Origin of the sequence: Vibrio sp. T13N (assembly GCF_032970445.1) — a bacterium.
Taxonomy (GTDB): domain Bacteria; phylum Pseudomonadota; class Gammaproteobacteria; order Enterobacterales; family Vibrionaceae; genus Vibrio; species Vibrio diabolicus.
Genome location: NZ_JAWJYE010000007.1, coordinates 250,708 through 269,556, shown reverse-complemented (window position 1 = coordinate 269,556; position 18,849 = coordinate 250,708). Strand labels below are relative to the sequence as shown.

Here is an 18,849-nt window from a genome sequence, read left to right as displayed (position 1 = left end):
TCATCAGAGAGTACTTTACAAAAGTTTGCAAATGCAAAGAATGTAAATTTAATGCAAATGGTAATACTTATCACTTATATTCACCCGCGAAATAATTAAGAGGGAATCGCATTCAACAAGCATGTGACCCGAAAAATAATAATCGGAGTGAAAGGATATGTTTACTAAGAGCCATTTGGCGCTAGTGATCGGTGCGGTGTTAGCAACACCTGCAGTGGCGGACGTTCAAACAGACGAACATGTAGTTGTAGAAGGTCGAGAGTTCGGCTACAAGGCGGATACAAACAGTACAGCAATGCGCATGGAAATGACGCAGCTGGAAACGCCAGGACAAGTAGCGGTTATCGATGAAACGGTAATTGATGAGCAGCGTGCAAGTACACTTGGTGAAGTGCTACGTAACGATGCAAGTGTTAGCGCGGGTGGTACAAGCCGTAACCGCGAACGTTTCTCTCTACGTGGTTTTGAGCTTAGCAGTTCAGACGGTTTTCTTCGTGATGGCCGTCAACACTGGTCACACTACCGTCAGCCAATTGAGCTTTTAGAGCGTGTTGAAGTGCTTAAAGGTCCATCAGGCTTGCTATACGGTAAATCTGAGCCGGGTGGCTTGGTAAACATGGTTTCGAAAAAACCAACAACTCAAACACAAGCTAGTTTGAGTCAAGATCTAGGTTCGAATGATCACTCACGCACGGTGCTTGATGTGAGTGGCGCGCTAAATGATGCAGAGACACTGCGCGCGCGCGCAATTTTTGCCAAAGAAAGCTACGGCTCTTGGCGCAGCTACGGCGATGGTACCGAGCCAGAAACGGATCGTACGGTTGCGGGCCTAGTGGTTGAGTACGACATCACCGACAACTTTATGGTATCAGCGCATTACGATCGCACGAAAGACGATGGTAGCGTGGATTCTGGTGCTTACATTGTGGATGGTAAAGCGGTTCGCGGTGACAAGCACATCTGGGATGCCCAGTGGTCAAAGATTGACAACGAAGTAGAAAACTACGGTATCGATATTAATGCTCAAGTGACTGACAATGTAAACGTAAAAGCGGGTTACAACCGTCAAGACTTTAAGCGTTTTGATGTAGAGTCTTACCCAGGTTTCGATACTTATGACCAAGATACTAAGATCGACCATTCTGGTAACGAACGCAAAGATAATTGGGTGTTTGATACTGCATATATAGATGTGACGACGGACTTTTCTCTGTTTGGTACAGATAACACGTTTTTGGTAGGTGCGAACTATCTAGAGTATACCTATGACCGTTTCCAAAAGTATTACAACCCTATAAGTATAGAAGCCGGTCAGTCAGTGCCTCGTCCTGGCTACTCTGGGAAAGTTAAACAGTCCACAAGCGAGCACGACACTTGGGGTATCTACGCGCAAAACATGATGACGATTAATGATTACTGGCAAGTGCTTGCAGGTGTTCGTTATGACGAAAAGCGTGACGATGACCTGACTGAAAACCAGGTTTCTCCAAAATTTGGTGTAATTTTCCACCCAGCGACGAATGGCTCGGTTTACGTTCAGTACTCTGAAAGTTTTATGCCGCAAGGTGAAGTCAGCAGTGGTCGTGGCAAAACTTACGTGAACGATGGCGAGAAGCTAGATGCAGAGCGCGGAATTTCTTATGAAATCGGTACGAAGTGGGAACTGTTTGATCAGCGCTTATTTGTATCAGGTGCTGTGTTTGATATCACATTAGAGAACATGTCGCTGGATGTTGAAAGTGGTAAAGATGCTAGTAATAAGGTTCTACATAAGAAAACTCAAGGTGGTGAGCAAGTACACAAAGGTGCTGAGCTAATGGCCCAAGGTTTTGTGACCCCTGAGTTGTCGCTAACCGCTTCTGCAATGTATTTGGATGCAGAGTTGACGAAAGCGGATAAAAAATTCGAGGGTAACCGCCCTGTAGATGTGCCAGAGTTCTCGGCAAGTCTATGGTCTAGCTACAAGGTTCAAGACAATACGAACCTAAACCTTGGTTTGATTTATGAAGGTGATCGCTACGGTGATGCAAAGAACACCTTCAAGAAAGATGGCTACGCTCGCGTTGATATGGGCCTGTCATACAAACATAAGTACGATGAAAACTTGGATATCATTGCTCGATTCAATGTCGAGAACTTATTCGATACCGACTACTTCGCAGGTGGCGGTAGCACGAATAGCGAGCAAAAAGGTGCGAGTGGGGTTGTGGTTGGAGAAGACCGCAACTACATGGCAACAATCCAGTTCAAGTACTGATAACAATTTGATTATTAAAGGGGAAGGGTAGTCTTCCCCTTTGGTCGTTTTTGGAACACAGAAATATAACTCGTATGAATCTAATGAAATCAAGTATCGCTCTGTTGATATCATCGGTTTTGATTCCCGCTCACGCGGCGAACTTAAACGATGCACAAGCTGTGCAGAGTAAAACAAACCAGTCGTCGGCGGTAAGCCAAAAACGTATTGATGCAAGCGCAGAAAAATCACTTGCTCTAGAAGCTGAAATTGAGCAGCTGCAAGAGGAAGTCGGTAACTTGAAGATTTATCGCGATCATCTTGCAAGCCTTGTTGAGAGCCAAAATCAAGAAGTTGATAGCTTGAACGAGCAAATTGAGCAGATTGCTCAAACTCGTCAAGGTGTCGTGCCTTTGATGTATCACATGCTTGAGGGCTTAAAAGCGCTCGTTGCTAACGACAAACCTATACGCAAAGCGCAACGTGAGGAGCGAATTGCAAAGCTGGATTCCATGATGACGCGTGCAGACGTTGCGGATGCAGAGAAGTTTCGTCGTATTTTAGAAGCGTACCAAATTGAAATGGATTACGGCACCAAGCTTGGCGTTTACCAAGGCAAGATTAACCTGGGTGACAATGAAGCTGTGGAGGCGGACATTCTCTATTTAGGGCGTTTGTCTTTGGTAGCGCGTAGCTTATCTGGTGACACATTTTGGAGCTGGTCACAGCAACAACAAGCATGGCAACAAGTGGGTTCTGAGCAAAAATCAGAGCTAGATAAAGCGTTCGCTATGGCGAATAAACAGATCGCGCCGAGTATGTTAACTCTGCCAGTGTCGTTAACCGCTGCGGAGGGCAAATAAATGATGAAAAAATGGTTATCGGTTGCACTAATCTCGACAGCCGCATTAATGCCTCATACAACTGTTGCTAGTGATGCATTGTTACAAAAGGCGCAGCAAGAAAATCGTCAACAGCAATCGCACAATGTCGCGCGTGAATCAGGTTTTAAGAAAACAGAGCAAGAGCTACAGGCTATAAAGAATAAATTGGCCGCAGAGCGAGCGGCTCTTCAAGCAGAAGCGGACTCATTAAGTGTTACTTTCGGTGAAAATGAAGCGGAACTGGCGCAGCTAGAAGAAAAGCTACGTCTAGAAACCGGGAGCTTAGGTGAGCTATTTGGCGTCGTTCGCCAGAACGCAAAAGAGCTAGAGTCAGAGCTCAAGAGCTCAGTAACGGGTGTTGATGCAAACTCATATCAGAAAGATATCGATGCTATTGTTGCAGCTAAATCACTGCCAACGTTGACCCAACTTCAGGCGATGTGGCGCAGCATGGAAGAACAAATCAAAGCAAGTGGTGAGATGGCAAACGTCTCTTTCACACTGCTAAATGGCGAAGGTCGTGAACAAACGGTTAATGGTGTTCGTCTTGGTTCTATGGCGCTGCTGGATGACACTGGCTACGTTAAGTGGAATGGTCAACGCGGAGATGCGGTAAACTATCTTCGTCAGCCTGAAAGCGGTCCAACAGCGAATACTATTTCCTCTGGTGACATTGATGCGCTTGTCATTGACCCGTCACGCGGCATTCTTCTTGAGCAGCTCGCAAACTCACCGACTTTGGCTGATCGCCTAAATGCAGGCGGCGTTGTCGGTAAAATCATCCTTGGTTTATTAGCTATCGGCCTATTGATTGCTCTCGTACGTGGTGCATCTCTGATGATTTCGCGCCAGAAAATCATGAAGCAACTGAAAACTCCAGCACAGCCAGGAGACAACCCTTTGGGTCGTGTGCTTGCGGTGTATCAGAAAGATAAGCATCGCAGCGTAGAAGCGTTAGAGCTACGTCTTTTGGAAGCCGTTGTTGATGAGCAAACCCACCTAGAAAAAGGGTTGTCGATGCTGAAGCTTCTTGCTGCGCTGGCTCCTATGCTTGGTCTACTGGGCACGGTAACGGGTATGATCGAAACCTTCCAAGTCATCACTCAATTTGGTAATGGTGATCCGAAAGTAATGGCGGGTGGTATTTCGATGGCGCTTGTAACTACTGTACTTGGCCTTGTTTCAGCCATGCCATTGTTATTGGCGCACAACGTATTGAGCTCTCAAGCAGAAAATATTCGCAGTATCTTAGAAAAGCAAGGCATCGGTTTAGTTGCAGAACAAGCTGAGCGTGATATGCCGAGCAACAAAAGTCACTCTAACACCTTAGCGGAGAACGCAGCGTAATGGAGCAGATCCTACTCAACACATTGGGTTTGATCAGTGAGGATTGGGCCACAACCTTGATGAGCTTTATGCAGCAAGGTGGTCAAATCCTATGGTGGCTGGCTGCCGTCGTGGCGGTGTGCTGGCTGTTGGTTATGGAGCGAGTTATTTATCTCACAACGGTTTTCCCTGGGGTAAAGAAACAGCTTTGTGAGCAGTGGCAAGCAAGATCAGAGCACCACTCTTGGTACGCGCATCAAATCCGTGAAGGATGGATTGCAAAAGCGCAAATCGAACTGCGCCAAAACCTATCGACTATTAAGCTGCTTGTGGCGGTTTGCCCAATGCTAGGGTTGTTAGGGACGGTGACGGGCATGATTACGGTGTTTGACGTAATGGCATCGCAAGGCAGCAGCAATCCGAAATTGATGGCTTCTGGTATCTCACTTGCTACGCTGCCAACCATGGCGGGTATGGTAGCAGCGCTGGCGGGCATGTTTATTCATGCTCGCCTTAGCAAAGTGTGTGAACGAAAAGCTATCCAGTTAGAACAATCTTTAAGGAGTCAAAAGTGAGACTCGGACGCAGACCTAACCAACAAGATGAAGCTCAAGTCGATTTAACGTCGATGCTTGATATCGTCTTCATCATGTTGATCTTCTTCATTGTGACCAGTTCGTTTGTACGTGAGTCCGGTGTAGAAGTGAATCGCCCTCAGGCTTCTAATGTGGTAAGCCAAAAAGATGCGGGCATTTTTATCGCGGTAACGGCAGCAAATGACGTGTACATCGACAAACGAGTGGTTGATATTGAGCGTGTTGAGGCTTCTATTGAGCACCTGTTACTTGATCAGCCTGATGCTTCGTTAGTTATCCAAGCTGACGAGCATGCTTATAATGGCACTGTCGTGAAAGTGATGGACGCTGCAAAAGCGGCGGGCGTGAAAAACATCGCATTGGCGGCGGAGAAACCTTAATGGGCAGGCTGTTACTTGCACTACCAGCATCACTGTTAATTTCTGTGAGCCTGTTTAGCTTTATGGCGTGGATGGTTGATAAAGGCAACCAGCGAGCGCCAGAAGCTTCGGAAGCGGTTCGTTTTGATATGGTGATGGTAGAGAATGAAGCAGACGTGCAGCGTCGTCAACGTTCAGTGCCGGAGCAACCAGAACCACCCCAAGCGCCGGAGCCAATGGATCTGTCTCAAGCTGACACTCAAATGGAGCCAATGAGCCAGATGACGCCAGTCAGTGCTTTAGGTTTGAACACTGCTCTTGAAGGTATCGCGATCAGTGCGCCAAACTTGAAGGGAACAATGGGCAACCAACAAGCACTGCCGTTGTATCGTGTTGATCCTCGCTATCCTAGTAAGGCGCTGAAACGTAGAGTTGAAGGCTATGTCATTATGCGTTTCACGATCGATGCAACAGGACGACCAAAAGATATTGAAGTGATCGAGGCTGAGCCACAGCGTATGTTCGAAAGAGAAGCGATTCGTGCGCTTAAAAAATGGAAGTATCAGCCAAAAGTTGAGGATGGTGTGTCAATTGAGCAGTTCGGACAAACCGCTAAAGTGGAGTTCAAGTTAGCCAAATGATGAAAAAATTCTTAATCGGTACGGTATTAAGCCTGAGTGCACTTTCAACCATTGCCAGTGAGTTAAGCCAATACACTGCCGCGAGAGTTCAACGAGCACACAACTTGGCTCAAGAGGAGAAACTAAAAGAAGCGATTTCATCTCTTGAAGCTATGGAGCTTTCTCGTGGATATGACCAAGCTTATGTCGCTCGAATGTTGGGTATTTTTTACTGGCAGAATGAACAAACTCAAGCAGCAATTAAGCAACTTGAGTTGGCAGTCAATAGTGGTTTGCTACAAGATGAGCAAGCATGGCAAACCCGAAAGATGTTGGCAGATATACTGCTGAACGAGCAACGCTTTTCTAAGGCGTTACCTCATTACTATGCCTTGAGCAAAAACATTCCTAAAGGTCAAAAAGCGCATGAGCTATGGCTGCGTATTTCCCAATCTCATTATCAACTGAGTCAGTGGCAGAAAGTGCTTTCAGCAATGGCTCGTTATGAGAAGTTTGGTCAGCCAGACAAGCTTGGCGCATTGTCGATAAAGCTTTCTGCTGAGCTAGAACTGAAAAAGTGGAAGCCGGCAATCTCGACCATCAAACGCTTGATCGCGATTGAACCTGAGCGAATTGAATGGTGGCGTCAGCTTGTTGCTCTTTACCTGCGTGTTGATGACAACAAACGTGCTCTGGACTCTTTGGCGTTGGCAAAACTGAAAGGATTACAACTTAGCCAAGATGACTTAAAGCTGCTGGCACAATTGTACGCGAAACGAGGTATTCCTGAGAGAGCTGCGTTGGTGATGAACGAGCTAGAGGATGTAAACTCGAATAGTAAACTTAAAGCTCAGCAAGCGACGTATTGGCAAATGGCAAAAGAGTGGGAAGAGTCTATCGATAGTTGGCGTGTTGCTGCTCAGCTAGATAGGCAGTATTACTGGAACTATTCTCAACTGCTAGTGCAAGAAGGCCACTATAAAGATGCTCTTGCCGCGCTCGATAAGGTCAGCGGTCGTAAAGCGGATGTCGCACTTATCAAAACTCGCGCTTACTACAAGCTTAAGCGGTTTGACGATGCACTCGCTAATGCCAAAAGAGCGAATGAGATTAAACCGTCGAATCAGGCAAAAAGTTGGGTTAAGTATCTATCACAGCTACGCAAAGTAGAATCGACGCAGAACTCATAGCGAACATTTTTATTAAATACCCGAGCTCAGTCTCGGGTATTTTTTTGTCTAAAGTAAACAATGTAAATTAAATGCCAATACGAATGATTATCACCTAAATTATGCCCCACATTTATTGGTGATGATTGTTTCTATGTTGCTTAAAAGCAAAGGTGTTCAAACTTGGGCTCGCCGCCTACATATCTATATTTCGATGGCTCTTCTCTTAGTTACGCTGTTTTTTGCAATAACTGGTATTACCCTCAATCGCCCCGAATTATTTGAACGCCGTGAACCTATCATTCAACAACATACTCTTACGGTTCCACACTCAGTCCTATTCTCACATTCAGATACTTTTCAACCTAGCCGTGAAGAACTGCTTGCTTTCCTGACTAAAGAAACCGAGCTTCGCGGCACTCCCTCTGCGTTAGATGTGTATACCGAAGTTGAGCAAGGTGAGTTGTTACTCGGAGAGTTGTCTATGGATTTTAAAGGCCCGGGTTATAACGCTACGGTCTTTATTGATATGACTACTGGTGCGGCAGAGGTTGAAACGACGCACTACGGTATTGTTGCGTTGTTGAACGATCTACATAAAGGCCGCAACAGTGGCGGGATTTGGAAGTGGTTTATCGACGTCACTGCGCTTTTGATGGTGTTTTTTGTTCTAACAGGTGTGTGCTTATTACTGCCTAAGAAGAAGACGCTTAGAACGTCAATGCAATGGATGAGCTTTGGTACGTTACTGTCGCTCGTGATTTATTTTGTTGCTGTTCCATAACAGCTTTTTTAGAGAACACTTATGTTGAACACAGGAAGATTTTTCCGCCGTAATCACTTTTGTAAAGCCGCTTTGATCGCGGCTTTTGCTCCTTTCTCTCTTTCTGCGGCTCCTCTACCAGATAACGCGAAGATCGATTTCGAATTCGAACTTCCAAAGATAGACACTTCAATGTACGCACGCCCTTATGTGGCGGTGTGGGTTGAAAATGACCAGCGTAAACCGGTTAAAACCATTCAGCTATGGGTAGGAAAAGACGAATGGCTAAAAGACCTGCGCAGCTGGTGGAGAAAAGCGGGTCGTTATGATCGTGAACTTGTTGATGCGGTGACGTCTGCAACGCGCCCTGCTGGACAGTACCGTTTTGTCTGGGACGGAACCAATGATGCAGGAAAGCGTTTGGAGCAAGGAAATTACACGTTGTACGTCGAAGTTGTTCGTGAACATGGTGGGCGAAACTACTTACGTCAAAAAATAACGCTAGCGGACAGTGAAGTGCGCTATGAGCTTAAACCAACTCAAGAGACGGGTGTCATCACCGTCAATTATCAAGTTAAGTGATTAAAGGACACAACAATGAAAACCAAAATGAAAGCAGTGGCATTGGCGAGTGTAATGGCAATGGGATTGGCTGCAACAACCACCGCACAAGCGCATCCACGTTGGGTTCTGCCTTCTCACTTTACGGTTTCAAAAGAAGGAGGTGACTGGCTGACATTTGATGTTACTGCTTCTCACGGGACGTTTGTTTTTGATAAGCCTGCGGGTAGTGACCAAGCGTTCGTGGTGATGCCGGATGGCCGTTCTGAGCGTCCTAACTTTGTTGTTCGTGGTAAACGTCGTTCTATGTTTGATTTCTTTTTTACGGAAGAAGGCACGCACAAAGTCGCGATCAATAATCAGCCGAGCTACTACACCCAATACAAAGCGGGTCGTCGTGATACGGTGAAATGGGCGCGAGCAAACAAAGCTGAGCGTCATGATGTTCTTCCAGAACAGGCGCGTGATGTGGTTACTCAACTAAGCTACACCCGAGCAGAAAGCTACATTACGGTTGGTATGCCAACGGGCAAAGCGTTGGAGATTGAAGGCAAAATGCTGGAGATGAAGCCGGTCACGCATCCATCGGATATCATTGAAGGTGAACCAGTCACTTTCCAGTTTTTCTTCAATGGTGAGCCACAAGAGGGCGTCACAGCGGAGATCACACGTGAAGGCACCATGTACCGAAACCATCAAGAACAAATCGATGTGGTGAGTGATGAAGATGGCAAAGTGATCTTCACGCCAGAGGTCGCAGGGCGCTACTTAATGAAAGCGAACTACAAAGGTGAATTAAAAGATAATCCATTGGCGGATAAAGCGAGTGCCAATGTTCACCTTACGTTTGAAACTCAACTTAACTAATCGAATTAGGCTCAGCAATCGCTGGGCCATTTTGGAATCATCATGAATAACACTTCTCTTCTCAAAGCTGCTTTGCTTTTTTCTGGATTTGCTTCTTTTCACGCTGCTGCACACTTCCCTCTGATGAGTTGTCACTTGGCGCAAGATAAAGTGATTTGTGAAGCGGGCTACTCGGATGGATCGACAGCGGTCGACTACGATGTCGAAATGTACGATTACGACGACAATCTGATCGCCAAAGAGAAAACAGATAAGCGTTCCATAGCAGAATTTACTCACCCTGAAACAGATTTCTATTTGGTATTTGATGCCGGACATGAAAGCCCGGTGGAAGTGGATATCGTTGAGCTGAAAGAGAAATGAGTGTACAGAAAGTTCGTCCCGATGATGGTAACCGAGAAGGAAAGTGGGTCGCACTGACTATCGCAGCGATTCTCGGTTCTGCAGCCATACTTATGCCCTACCATCAGGTCGCGACTGAAAAGCCAGACATACAGGCTCATCAAGTTTTAATCACGGACTTACATCAAAACGAGTTGGGTTTGATCGCTGAACTTAAGCTTGCTCATGAAGAGATTCGTGATTTGCAGCTAGAAACTGGAACTTGGCCTGAGGTCTCTGACATGGAGGCGCTTTGGATTGCTCCATTCGTAAAAGACCAAAATTGGAAGCGCAAAGGGTCTCATCAGTGGAAACGAATCGATGACGGAGTCTACATTGGCATGAAGAAAAATGCCCAAGGTTCTGCCTCTATGCTTCTGGATAGCCGTGGCTCTCAAGCTGATATTTGGTTTAGTGATTCTAGCCGATCGTTAAATGCGGAGGTACTAAGCGATCTAGCAAAACGCCGCCAGCATGGCTGGCAACAAATCGTTCTGTCAGATTCCTCTTCTTCCCATTCTCACGCCCATTAAGACAACATAATTGATAAGTACTATGCTCAAACGCTCTCTTTTACGTCGTATTCTTACAGCCACCGTGTTATTGACGGTGTCTTCTACAGGCTTTGCTGCCGATAAACTCAGTATTGGTATTACGCTTCAACCTTATTACAGCTATGTCAAAGCTGTTGTTGATGACAAGGCGAACATCATTCCTCTGGTCGATGCTGGTTTTAACCCTCATAACTATTTACCGCAACCCAATGATCTTAAACGTTTGAATGAAATGGATGCGATAGTGATCAATGGTATTGGTCATGACGATTTTGCACTGAAAGTGATCAAAGCCTCTCAGCGTGATGATCTCGTGGTTATCGAAGCGAACAAAGAAGTGCCTCTGTTACCGGCGATGGGGCAGTCAGTTGGTCAAGGTGCAGTGAACCCTCACACCTTTGTTGGTCTATCGACCACTATTCAAAAGGTTTACACCATCGCGAGTGAGCTAAGTAAACTGGACCCAGACAACGCTACTTTTTATCGCCAAAATGCTCGTAAATATGCGAAAACTTTCCGCCTGATGAAGCGTGATGCAATGTTGTCTCTTGGTGAGTTGGACACGGCTGGTATGAAGGTGGCGACAACCCACAATGCTTACGGATATATCCTTCAGGAGTTTGGTGTTGACGTTGCCGCTGTCATTGAGCCTGCTCATGGTGTTGAACCAAGTGCCAGTCAGTTGCAGGAAACGATTGAGAAAATTCGTGAATCGGGTATTGATGTGCTGTTTTATGAGCTCAATATGCCGAACCGTTTTGTTGATACCATCGAAGAGGCGACAGGGGTGCAGCTTTATCGCTTTTCCCACATGACTCACGGTGAGTATGAGGCTGATAAAGTCGAGGTTGAGATGCGAGATAATGTGGAAACACTAATCGAAGCCATGAAATTTGTGGCGAGTAAGCGAGCAGGGGAAAAGGCGTAATGACTGGACCTTCCGTTTCCTTAAGTAACGTGGGCCTAAAATACGCCGACAATATCATTTTGCAGAACATCAGCGCTGAATTCGAGAGCGCGAAATGCCACGTTATCATGGGGCCGAATGGTGGTGGGAAAACCTCTTTGCTTCGTTCGATACTTGGGCTAACACCATTTTCGGGAAACATTGCACTCAATTGGCCAGAGCAATCAGCTGCATCGGGTAAGATAGGATATGTACCACAAAAGGCGATGTTCGAGGCAAGCCTCCCGTTAACCGTGATGGATTTTGTGCTGCTTAATCAAACCCGTATCCCTCTATTTTGGCGACGTAAAACAAAGCAAACTCAACATGCTCTGGCCCAGCTTGATCGTGTGGGCATGGCAACGCGTTGCGATCGTCGTATGGGGCAACTCTCTGGCGGAGAGCAACAGCGTGTTTTGTTTGCGCAAGCTTTACTGGATGAGCCCAATTTATTGGTTTTAGATGAACCTACAACTGGCATGGATGAGCAAGGTGTTCGATATCTTGAAGGTTTGATTCATGAAGTCGTTGGAGAAGGCAAAACGGTACTGGCAGTACACCATGACGTGACCGCAGTGCGCCGTTTAGATGCGCAGGTCCATGTTGTAAATCGTCAAATTGTGGCGTCAGGGCACCATTCAGATGTGCTAAGTCCTGATCGTATAGAAACATTATTCAAGCACTACACAGCAAAAGTGGAGGCTGCATAATGGATTGGTTACGAGAGTTAGCGGTTAGCGGCGTTGAAGCTGGATGGTTAAGCGATAGCTTTTCTTATGCCTTTATGGTGAACGCAATTGTGGCAGCGCTGATATTAGGACCGTTACTTGGTGGTCTTGGGACATTAGTCATCGCCAAGCGACTGGCTTTTTTCTCTGAAGCGGTTGGGCACGCTGCGCTTACCGGAATCGCGATTGGTGTGTTGCTCGGTGAGCCGCCAGAGAATCCGATCATCGGATTGTTTAGCTTTTGTATGATTTTTGCGCTGTTGCTTCACTTTGTTCGTAATCGTACGAATGTACCTTACGACACACTGGTTGGGGTTTTTCTTGCGCTAGCGTTAGCGGTTGGTGCTGCGCTGTTAATGTACGTTGCTCGTAAGATCAACATTCACATGTTGGAGAACGTGTTGTTTGGCTCGATCTTGACTGTGACGGACAACGATATCCTTATTTTAGCGATCAGTTGTTTGATCATATTACTGCTTCTTATTCCAACGTTTAACCGCATTTTGCTGACTTGTATTAGCCCGGATATTGCACGTGTACGCGGCTTTAATACCAGCTTTTATGATTACTTATTTGTCATGATGATCACCTTGGTCACCATCGCCGCGGTAAAGATTATTGGCGCGGTATTGGTTGGTGCATTGCTACTGATTCCTGGTGCAACGGCTAGGTTATTGACTAAACGCATGGGCAGTTTCGTTCTCCTTTCTTCTTTATTGGCAACCATTGCGTGTTTAGTCGGAACCATACTGCCGATGGAGCTTGAGCTACCAGTGCCATCAGGCGCATCCATCATCATTGTTTCTGCGGCATTTTTCCTAACAGCAACGGTTTACCGAATTATCCAAAAAGCGTAACCCTTTTTATAAAGTAATGAACATGAAGATAAAAAAATTAGCGATAACTTTTGGTTTGGTTATAGCGACGACATTTCCATCGTTGGCAAGCGCCAAAGACATTTTAACCAGCACTCCCGTCACGTACATGTTGTCTGAGCAACTCATGAAAGGTACAGGGATAGGGACTCAGTATCTGCCTCCAAAGCGTTACGGCGTTGAGCGTCTTGAGAACTGGTTCGCAAATAAAGGTACAGAGCAAGTTAAGCAAGCGGGTCAAGCCGCGACGGTTGCTATTACTCTTGGTGCGATTTGGAAACAAGACCCGACTTATGTTTACGCTCGACAGGGCAACATTCACTTGATTGAAATCGATGCATCGCAGGCCATTTCTCCTAGAGCTCAAGGAGTTGCAGTACTGACATTGGAAAACGGGTCAACATCGAAGTACGCGTGGCTGAACCCTACAAACTTAATCCGAATGGCGGGCATTGTTGGAGAGGATCTACAACGTGTATATCCTGAACACCAAAAGGCGATTCAAACGAATCAACAGGCTCTTATGCTCAATGTGCGTGAACTGATCAACCAACAACAGGCAGAGATCTTTGATAAAGGCATCGATTCAGTGGTACTGATGAGTGAGTCACTAGAGGACTTTGCCTCTGGCAACCAATTGTTTGTGGTTGGGCGCGAATTTAAGCCAGAACTCGAGTGGACAGAAGAAGACAAATTATCTTTAAAAGCTCAGTTTGAACAAGATAAAACGCTATGGTTAGTGACGGATAAACGACCGTCGAAAACCTTGACATCGCTTATTAAACCGAGTCGTATACTGCAAATTGATGTTATTGACCGCTGGGGCAGTAAGGGTATCAAAACTGAGAAGCCACTCGCACGTTGGGAGATGTGACACGTAAAAAGCCACAGATTTTATGATGGGGAATGAAAAGTTCCCTATTTTTTTGTGACTTAGTTCAAAACGTGAGCATTAATACCACTGGTTGCATAAGAAAGTGTTTGTTTCATTTCTATTTCATTACTACTTTGTTATGTGTTCGTTGCGATTGATTCGGATTTAATCTGTCTCTAAGCGAACCGGTACAAACAACTATACGGATGTTAACAATGAAAATGAAAACTCTAGCCGTTGCAGTGGCGGCACTAGCATGTGGTTCACAGGCCTTCGCAGCAGAAGTTTATAACAGCGATGGTACATCTTTATCGATCGGCGGTCACGTTTCAGTTGGCGTGGGTGAGTACTACGAGGAAGATGTGAAAGTTCATCAAGTGTCTCCACGTATTAACGTCGCGGGTAAGAAAGACATTGGCAACGGTATCACTATCGACGCTAAAGGCGAATGGGCGCTTAACTACCTAAATGGTGGTGAACAGTCATTCAAAACTCGTCTAGGTTACATCGGTGCAACTCACGAGCAGTACGGTCGCCTTGTTGCAGGTACTCAATGGTCACCTTACTACGATGTCGCTGGTGTTGCGGATCTACCAATCGCGTTTGCGAACGACTTTTTGTACGACAACCACGGCAACCTAGGCTCAGCTCGTGCTGATAAAATGCTTAGCTACCGTAAAGGTTTTGAATTTGGTGAAGGCTTTGCTTTCAACCTAGGTCTAGGTTGGCAAGGTGAGCAAACTTCAGATGCAACAACATACGAGCAACGTGGTCAAGTTGCACTGAGCGGTTCTGTAGCTGGCTTTGGCCTAGGCTACGTATACAGCGGCGGTGATGTTAAAAACGCGACTCTAGGTACTAAGAACGCTGAATCACACCTATTCTCTGTAAACTACGGTCAGTACGGTTCAGGTCTATACGCAGCAGTAGTATACGGTATGAACGATTACTTCTACGAGATGCGTAAAGAGACTTCTCAAATTGAAGCTCTTTTGGCATACGGCGTGAACGATTGGACATTCAGCGTTAACTACGAAGGCGTAGAAGACGAAGAAGACAACAAGACAGTTTCAAGCGAAACTGCGCTACAAGCAGAGTACGCTGTAACTCCTGCTTTCGTAACGTTTGCTGCTTACCAGTTTGACCTAGGTAACGATTACACTAGCGAAGAGAACGACTACTGGACTCTAGGTGCTCGTTACTACTTCTAATAAATAGGCCAGTTTCTACTGCCTAAACACATTTATTGTGTTAACGCCTACTCGTTGTGAGTAGGCGTTTTTCTTTCTGCTTTCCGTTGGCTATAAGAGACACTGGTAATGATGTGCTTAGGTACCCCAACTCTCTGTTTAGAGAGCGCGTCTATAAAAAATGCCCGCAASTTGCGGGCATTTTTGTTGTTAGAGATGCAGTTCAATTGAAACGATTATTTTTTATCGAGTAAATCGAGGAAGAACGCATACTCTAGCGCATCTTCTTTTAAGCGTTTAAATCGACCAGATGCGCCGCCGTGTCCGGCTTCCATATCGGTTTTGAACAACAAGACGTTATCGTCTGTCTTCATTTCACGAAGTTTGGCGACCCACTTCATTGGCTCAAAGTACTGCACTTGAGAGTCGTGCAAGCCAGTCGTTACCAACATGTTCGGGTAGTTTTGTGCCTTGATGTTGTCGTAAGGCGAGTAACTCAACATATAGTCATAGTATGTTTTGTTATTTGGGTTACCCCATTCATCATATTCATTGGTGGTCAATGGAATTGATTCATCGAGCATAGTGGTTACCACGTCCACAAACGGAACATGAGCGCCGATACCGCGATACAGTTCTGGTGCTTGGTTGATGACAGCCCCCATTAAGAGACCACCTGCAGAGCCACCAACAGCGAAGACTTTATCTTTCGCGCCATAGCCTTGTTCAACCAAACCTTTAGTCACATCAATAAAGTCGTTGAATGTGTTTTGCTTGGTGAGTTTTTTACCATCTTCATACCAAGGACGGCCAAGCATTTCAGATCCACGGATATGAGCGATGGCGTAAACAAAGCCGCGGTCTAATAGACTCAAACGTGTCGAGCGGAAAGTTGGCTCAATGGTTGCGCCATAAGATCCATAACCGTATTGGTAAAGCGGATTTGTACCATCTTTCTTAAACAAGTCCTTACGATACACCAGTGACACAGGGACCTCTTTTCCATCACGTGCTTTGATCATGATGCGCTCTGATTGGTAGTTATCCGCATCAAAGTCACCCAATACAGGTGTCTGCTTCATGATTTCAGATTCGCCCGTTTTCAGATCGAAGTCGTAGTAGGTTCCTGGAGTAGTCAAGCTACTGTAGTAAATGCGAACTTTTTTGTTATCCAGTTCGAAGTTGCCTGTTAAGTATGCCGCGAACGCATCGTCATTAAATGTGAGTGGGAATTCTTTTCCTGTTGAAAGCTGACGCACAGTGACGCTCGCTAGGCCGTTAGAGCGCTGCTCATAGACGAGGTGATCATCGAATAGCTCGAAGTCGACAAGTTGAGTGTTGTCATCTGCGGCAATCACGTCTTGCCACTTAGAGCGATCGTGCATCTCTTCTTGCTTAACTTTCATCAAACGGAAGTTCACGGCTTGATAGTTGGTATAAATGTAATACCAATCGCCTAGCTTAGAAATGCTGTATTCAATGCCATTTTCACGAGGATAAAAAGGCTTCGCCTTTGCTTTAGGGTTGTTCGCATCGATGATGGAGACGCCGCTGGTTTCTGTACTGGAATGCCAGATATAAATATCTTCGCCATCTTTGCTTTTGCTTAGTGAGGTGTAATAGGCGCTGTCGGTTTCTTCAAAAATCAACTCATCGCTGCTTTGTGGCGTGCCTAAAACATGACGATACACTTGGTAGCCCAGCAAGGTCTGTGGATCTTTTTTGATGTAGTAAAAGGCGTTGTTATCGTTCTGCCATGCAATCGCGCTTGAGGCGCCTTCGATTTCATCTTGTAGGTAATTGCCTGTTTTCAGGTCTTTGATCTTAAGAGTGTAAACGCGGCGGCTTAATGTATCTTCGCCATACGCTAGTAAGTTTTCATTCGGACTAACGTACAAGCCGCCAATGCTGAAGAACTCATGTTCTTTTGCAAGTTCATTGACATCTAAAATGACTTGCTTGTCTTTGCCTGCAAAGTCTTTAGCTCGAAGGTGAACTTCGTATTCGTTATCTCCGGTCACTTCACTTGAGTAGAAGTAGTTGCCTTTACGCACAGGAACGGAGTTGTCGTCTTTTGCTATACGACCTTTAATTTCTTCAAATAGCTCATTTTGAAGAGCTTCAGTGTGCTTGAGAACGGTTTCCGCATACTGATTTTCTTGCTCTAGGTGCTGCAAAATTTCCGGATCTTTACGTTCGTCGTCACGCATCCAGTAGTAGTTATCAACGCGAGTATCACCATGAATAGTCATCGCGTGAGGGACTTTTTTCGCAACCGGAGCTTGAGTTTGTTGAGCAACGATCTGTGATTGGGAGTATTGAGTCATGCTGGGGGTTCCTTGATTGCTGCATCCGGCGACAAGCGCGACCGAGACGGTCAACGTAGTTAAAGTGAAACGCATCTGTTTTTGTCCTTATTATACGCCCAAGTGGCCTCATCCTGAGGGCTGGGCTTTCATTTCGTTAGTGGTTTTCAGTTGTCCATTCTTTGTTATGGGGTGTGCCGAAAAAGTGAGAATTCTCAATATTTCCGAGTTGGCTACTCAATTTGAAGGGAGCTGAAAACACATTGTGTAAGCAGCTGTTATTTTTAACAAATATCAATTCGAAAGTTAAATCATTCTCATCGGTAAATCGATATAGTGTGATATGAAAAAGGGACACACTAGTTTAGTGTGTCCCTTTTGGATTTTGAACGTTAGTCGATAATGATCAGATGACTTGCGGCACTTCGTTTGAGTGGTTGTGCGCTCGATTTACCCACATGAGCCCAAGCATTGCAATTACCGACATTGCCATCATCAAAACACCTAGTGGCATCTGGTTATGCGCTGGAAATAGTGATGCAAGCAAGGTCGCAATACCTGCTCCCAAGTTTTGCATGCCACCCAATGTCGCGCCTGCTGTTCCTGCATGGTATGGGAATGGCGCAATTGCTCCGGTTGTTGCGGCTGGGAATAGGATACCCGCACCCAAAAAGTACACGGTTGCGCCACCAACCAGCGTTAACGCCGTGGTTAAACCAAACAAGCCAGGGATGAGCACAATAGCAGAGCCAACAAAAATCGATACCAAGCCAACATTTAAAGCACGACGCTCAGAGCGACGCTGCGCGATGTAGCTAGATAAGCCCGCACCCACCAAGTAACCAGGGATTGGCAAGATAAACAGCAAACTTACTGTGGTCGCTGGTAATGCCAATACACCACCTAGCAATACCCCAGCTGCTGCCTCGAACACACCTACGCCAGCAAACGTCGCAACTAGGCAGATCAAAAAGCCTTGGAAGCGGCGGTCAGACAAAACGTGTTTGTAGCTTTTGGCTACTGGTTCGAACTTGCGTTTCTCTTTTGGTAGCGTCTCCATCATGCTGGTCATCATGGTAATCACCACTGCAATGCCAAACAGCGCTAAGAATAGGTAGCTAGAGCGCCAGCCAAACGCTTCGGTTAAGTAGCCGCCAAGTACGGGAGCCAACAATGGTGAGAAAATCACACACATGCTGATTAAGCTATTTGCTCTGTGTAGCTCAGAACCTTCAAAGCAGTCGCGAGTCAGAGTACGTGACATCGCACCACCGCAGCCAATACCTAAACCTTGGATGAAACTACCAATCAAGAACCATTCAAATTGGTGTGCAAAGAGCGCCACCAATGTACCTACGATGTAGATAAGTAGGCCTGCTATGATGATTGGCTTGCGACCTAAGCGGTCCGATAACGTACCGTACACGAATTGCGATAAGCCATATGGAATCAGGTAACAAGCCATCACAGCTTGAAGTGATGACGCAGACACCAAAAACTCACCCGCCATATGACCGATTGAAGGCACGTACATTGTTTGGGTCATTTGACCCACGGCAGTCAATATTGCGATTAAAAAGGTAAGTTTCGCTAATGGAAACGAAGCAGACATTT

Annotated in this window: 19 protein-coding genes; 17 read left to right on the top strand and 2 right to left on the bottom strand. The window is 45.9% G+C overall.

The genetic code is table 11. From position 1 onward, the window contains the following. Nucleotides 1-157 precede the first annotated feature (157 nt). The 17 genes from R2S67_RS14180 to R2S67_RS14100 all read left to right on the top strand — a co-directional run bounded on the left by R2S67_RS14180 (nucleotide 158) and on the right by R2S67_RS14100 (nucleotide 14,950). Nucleotides 158-2,257, top strand: coding sequence for a TonB-dependent siderophore receptor (locus tag R2S67_RS14180; protein ID WP_317345190.1), 2,100 nt, complete (start codon nucleotides 158-160; stop codon nucleotides 2,255-2,257). A gap of 74 nt (nucleotides 2,258-2,331) precedes the next feature. Next, nucleotides 2,332-3,099: a DUF3450 domain-containing protein gene (locus R2S67_RS14175; RefSeq protein WP_317345189.1), complete on the top strand. Its 768-nt coding sequence runs from the start codon at nucleotides 2,332-2,334 to the stop codon at nucleotides 3,097-3,099. After that, entirely contained in the window at nucleotides 3,100-4,467 is a 1,368-nt protein-coding gene (locus R2S67_RS14170) for a MotA/TolQ/ExbB proton channel family protein (protein ID WP_054866882.1), read from the top strand. Then, nucleotides 4,467-5,021 (top strand): MotA/TolQ/ExbB proton channel family protein, encoded by a 555-nt coding sequence (locus tag R2S67_RS14165; protein ID WP_006741219.1) that lies wholly within the window; start codon nucleotides 4,467-4,469, stop codon nucleotides 5,019-5,021. Before R2S67_RS14170 ends, R2S67_RS14165 begins: the two co-directional genes overlap by 1 nt. Beyond that, entirely contained in the window at nucleotides 5,018-5,422 is a 405-nt protein-coding gene (locus R2S67_RS14160; protein WP_005374257.1) for an ExbD/TolR family protein, read from the top strand. Before R2S67_RS14165 ends, R2S67_RS14160 begins: the two co-directional genes overlap by 4 nt. Further along, nucleotides 5,422-6,042, top strand: a complete 621-nt coding sequence (locus R2S67_RS14155) for an energy transducer TonB (protein WP_005393542.1) — start codon at nucleotides 5,422-5,424, stop codon at nucleotides 6,040-6,042. The genes R2S67_RS14160 and R2S67_RS14155 overlap by 1 nt, the downstream gene beginning before the upstream one ends. Continuing rightward, the gene (locus tag R2S67_RS14150; protein ID WP_054866885.1) at nucleotides 6,039-7,211 is read left to right on the top strand and encodes a tetratricopeptide repeat protein; all 1,173 of its coding nucleotides are present in this window, start codon (nucleotides 6,039-6,041) and stop codon (nucleotides 7,209-7,211) included. The genes R2S67_RS14155 and R2S67_RS14150 overlap by 4 nt, the downstream gene beginning before the upstream one ends. Before the next feature lie 133 nt (nucleotides 7,212-7,344). Continuing rightward, a complete protein-coding gene (locus R2S67_RS14145) occupies nucleotides 7,345-7,974 on the top strand; it encodes a PepSY-associated TM helix domain-containing protein (RefSeq protein ID WP_048625143.1) in 630 nt (209 codons plus the stop codon). Nucleotides 7,975-7,995: 21 nt separating this feature from the next. Then, complete coding sequence (locus tag R2S67_RS14140; RefSeq protein ID WP_006741224.1) at nucleotides 7,996-8,535, top strand: DUF2271 domain-containing protein; 540 nt, start codon at nucleotides 7,996-7,998, stop codon at nucleotides 8,533-8,535. A 15-nt stretch (nucleotides 8,536-8,550) separates the two neighbouring features. After that, nucleotides 8,551-9,381, top strand: a complete 831-nt coding sequence (locus R2S67_RS14135; RefSeq protein ID WP_046873905.1) for a DUF4198 domain-containing protein — start codon at nucleotides 8,551-8,553, stop codon at nucleotides 9,379-9,381. A 42-nt stretch (nucleotides 9,382-9,423) separates the two neighbouring features. Beyond that, complete coding sequence (locus R2S67_RS14130; protein WP_046873904.1) at nucleotides 9,424-9,744, top strand: hypothetical protein; 321 nt, start codon at nucleotides 9,424-9,426, stop codon at nucleotides 9,742-9,744. Further along, entirely contained in the window at nucleotides 9,741-10,295 is a 555-nt protein-coding gene (locus tag R2S67_RS14125; protein WP_046873903.1) for a DUF6162 family protein, read from the top strand. The genes R2S67_RS14130 and R2S67_RS14125 overlap by 4 nt, the downstream gene beginning before the upstream one ends. 22 nt (nucleotides 10,296-10,317) lie before the next feature. Continuing rightward, nucleotides 10,318-11,244, top strand: coding sequence for a metal ABC transporter solute-binding protein, Zn/Mn family (locus R2S67_RS14120; protein ID WP_170901992.1), 927 nt, complete (start codon nucleotides 10,318-10,320; stop codon nucleotides 11,242-11,244). Next, entirely contained in the window at nucleotides 11,244-11,972 is a 729-nt protein-coding gene (locus R2S67_RS14115) for a metal ABC transporter ATP-binding protein (protein ID WP_053807975.1), read from the top strand. The genes R2S67_RS14120 and R2S67_RS14115 overlap by 1 nt, the downstream gene beginning before the upstream one ends. After that, the gene (locus tag R2S67_RS14110) at nucleotides 11,972-12,847 is read left to right on the top strand and encodes a metal ABC transporter permease (RefSeq protein WP_005393560.1); all 876 of its coding nucleotides are present in this window, start codon (nucleotides 11,972-11,974) and stop codon (nucleotides 12,845-12,847) included. Before R2S67_RS14115 ends, R2S67_RS14110 begins: the two co-directional genes overlap by 1 nt. Nucleotides 12,848-12,869: 22 nt before the next feature. Then, nucleotides 12,870-13,739 (top strand): metal ABC transporter solute-binding protein, Zn/Mn family, encoded by an 870-nt coding sequence (locus tag R2S67_RS14105; protein ID WP_237284788.1) that lies wholly within the window; start codon nucleotides 12,870-12,872, stop codon nucleotides 13,737-13,739. Between the two features lie 215 nt (nucleotides 13,740-13,954). Beyond that, a complete protein-coding gene (locus R2S67_RS14100; RefSeq protein WP_006741232.1) occupies nucleotides 13,955-14,950 on the top strand; it encodes a porin in 996 nt (331 codons plus the stop codon). A gap of 215 nt (nucleotides 14,951-15,165) precedes the next feature. Here the strand turns inward: R2S67_RS14100 and R2S67_RS14095 are convergent, their stop codons facing one another. Continuing rightward, nucleotides 15,166-17,331, bottom strand: coding sequence for a S9 family peptidase (locus R2S67_RS14095; RefSeq protein WP_317345179.1), 2,166 nt, complete (start codon nucleotides 17,329-17,331; stop codon nucleotides 15,166-15,168). A gap of 310 nt (nucleotides 17,332-17,641) precedes the next feature. Beyond that, entirely contained in the window at nucleotides 17,642-18,847 is a 1,206-nt protein-coding gene (emrD, locus tag R2S67_RS14090; RefSeq protein ID WP_005393574.1) for a multidrug efflux MFS transporter EmrD, read from the bottom strand. Nucleotides 18,848-18,849: the final 2 nt, after the last annotated feature.

Coding starts and splice junctions, on each gene's coding strand:
- R2S67_RS14145 (WP_048625143.1), top strand. CDS start 7,345: ATGTTGCTTAAAAGCAAAGGTGTTCAAACTTGGGCTCGCCGCCTACAT.
- R2S67_RS14125 (WP_046873903.1), top strand. CDS start 9,741: ATGAGTGTACAGAAAGTTCGTCCCGATGATGGTAACCGAGAAGGAAAG.
- R2S67_RS14140 (WP_006741224.1), top strand. CDS start 7,996: ATGTTGAACACAGGAAGATTTTTCCGCCGTAATCACTTTTGTAAAGCC.
- R2S67_RS14095 (WP_317345179.1), bottom strand. CDS start 17,331: ATGCGTTTCACTTTAACTACGTTGACCGTCTCGGTCGCGCTTGTCGCC.
- R2S67_RS14170 (WP_054866882.1), top strand. CDS start 3,100: ATGATGAAAAAATGGTTATCGGTTGCACTAATCTCGACAGCCGCATTA.
- R2S67_RS14105 (WP_237284788.1), top strand. CDS start 12,870: ATGAAGATAAAAAAATTAGCGATAACTTTTGGTTTGGTTATAGCGACG.
- R2S67_RS14120 (WP_170901992.1), top strand. CDS start 10,318: ATGCTCAAACGCTCTCTTTTACGTCGTATTCTTACAGCCACCGTGTTA.
- R2S67_RS14115 (WP_053807975.1), top strand. CDS start 11,244: ATGACTGGACCTTCCGTTTCCTTAAGTAACGTGGGCCTAAAATACGCC.
- R2S67_RS14100 (WP_006741232.1), top strand. CDS start 13,955: ATGAAAATGAAAACTCTAGCCGTTGCAGTGGCGGCACTAGCATGTGGT.
- R2S67_RS14180 (WP_317345190.1), top strand. CDS start 158: ATGTTTACTAAGAGCCATTTGGCGCTAGTGATCGGTGCGGTGTTAGCA.
- R2S67_RS14110 (WP_005393560.1), top strand. CDS start 11,972: ATGGATTGGTTACGAGAGTTAGCGGTTAGCGGCGTTGAAGCTGGATGG.
- R2S67_RS14155 (WP_005393542.1), top strand. CDS start 5,422: ATGGGCAGGCTGTTACTTGCACTACCAGCATCACTGTTAATTTCTGTG.
- R2S67_RS14135 (WP_046873905.1), top strand. CDS start 8,551: ATGAAAACCAAAATGAAAGCAGTGGCATTGGCGAGTGTAATGGCAATG.
- R2S67_RS14130 (WP_046873904.1), top strand. CDS start 9,424: ATGAATAACACTTCTCTTCTCAAAGCTGCTTTGCTTTTTTCTGGATTT.
- R2S67_RS14150 (WP_054866885.1), top strand. CDS start 6,039: ATGATGAAAAAATTCTTAATCGGTACGGTATTAAGCCTGAGTGCACTT.
- R2S67_RS14165 (WP_006741219.1), top strand. CDS start 4,467: ATGGAGCAGATCCTACTCAACACATTGGGTTTGATCAGTGAGGATTGG.
- R2S67_RS14175 (WP_317345189.1), top strand. CDS start 2,332: ATGAATCTAATGAAATCAAGTATCGCTCTGTTGATATCATCGGTTTTG.
- emrD (WP_005393574.1), bottom strand. CDS start 18,847: ATGTCTGCTTCGTTTCCATTAGCGAAACTTACCTTTTTAATCGCAATA.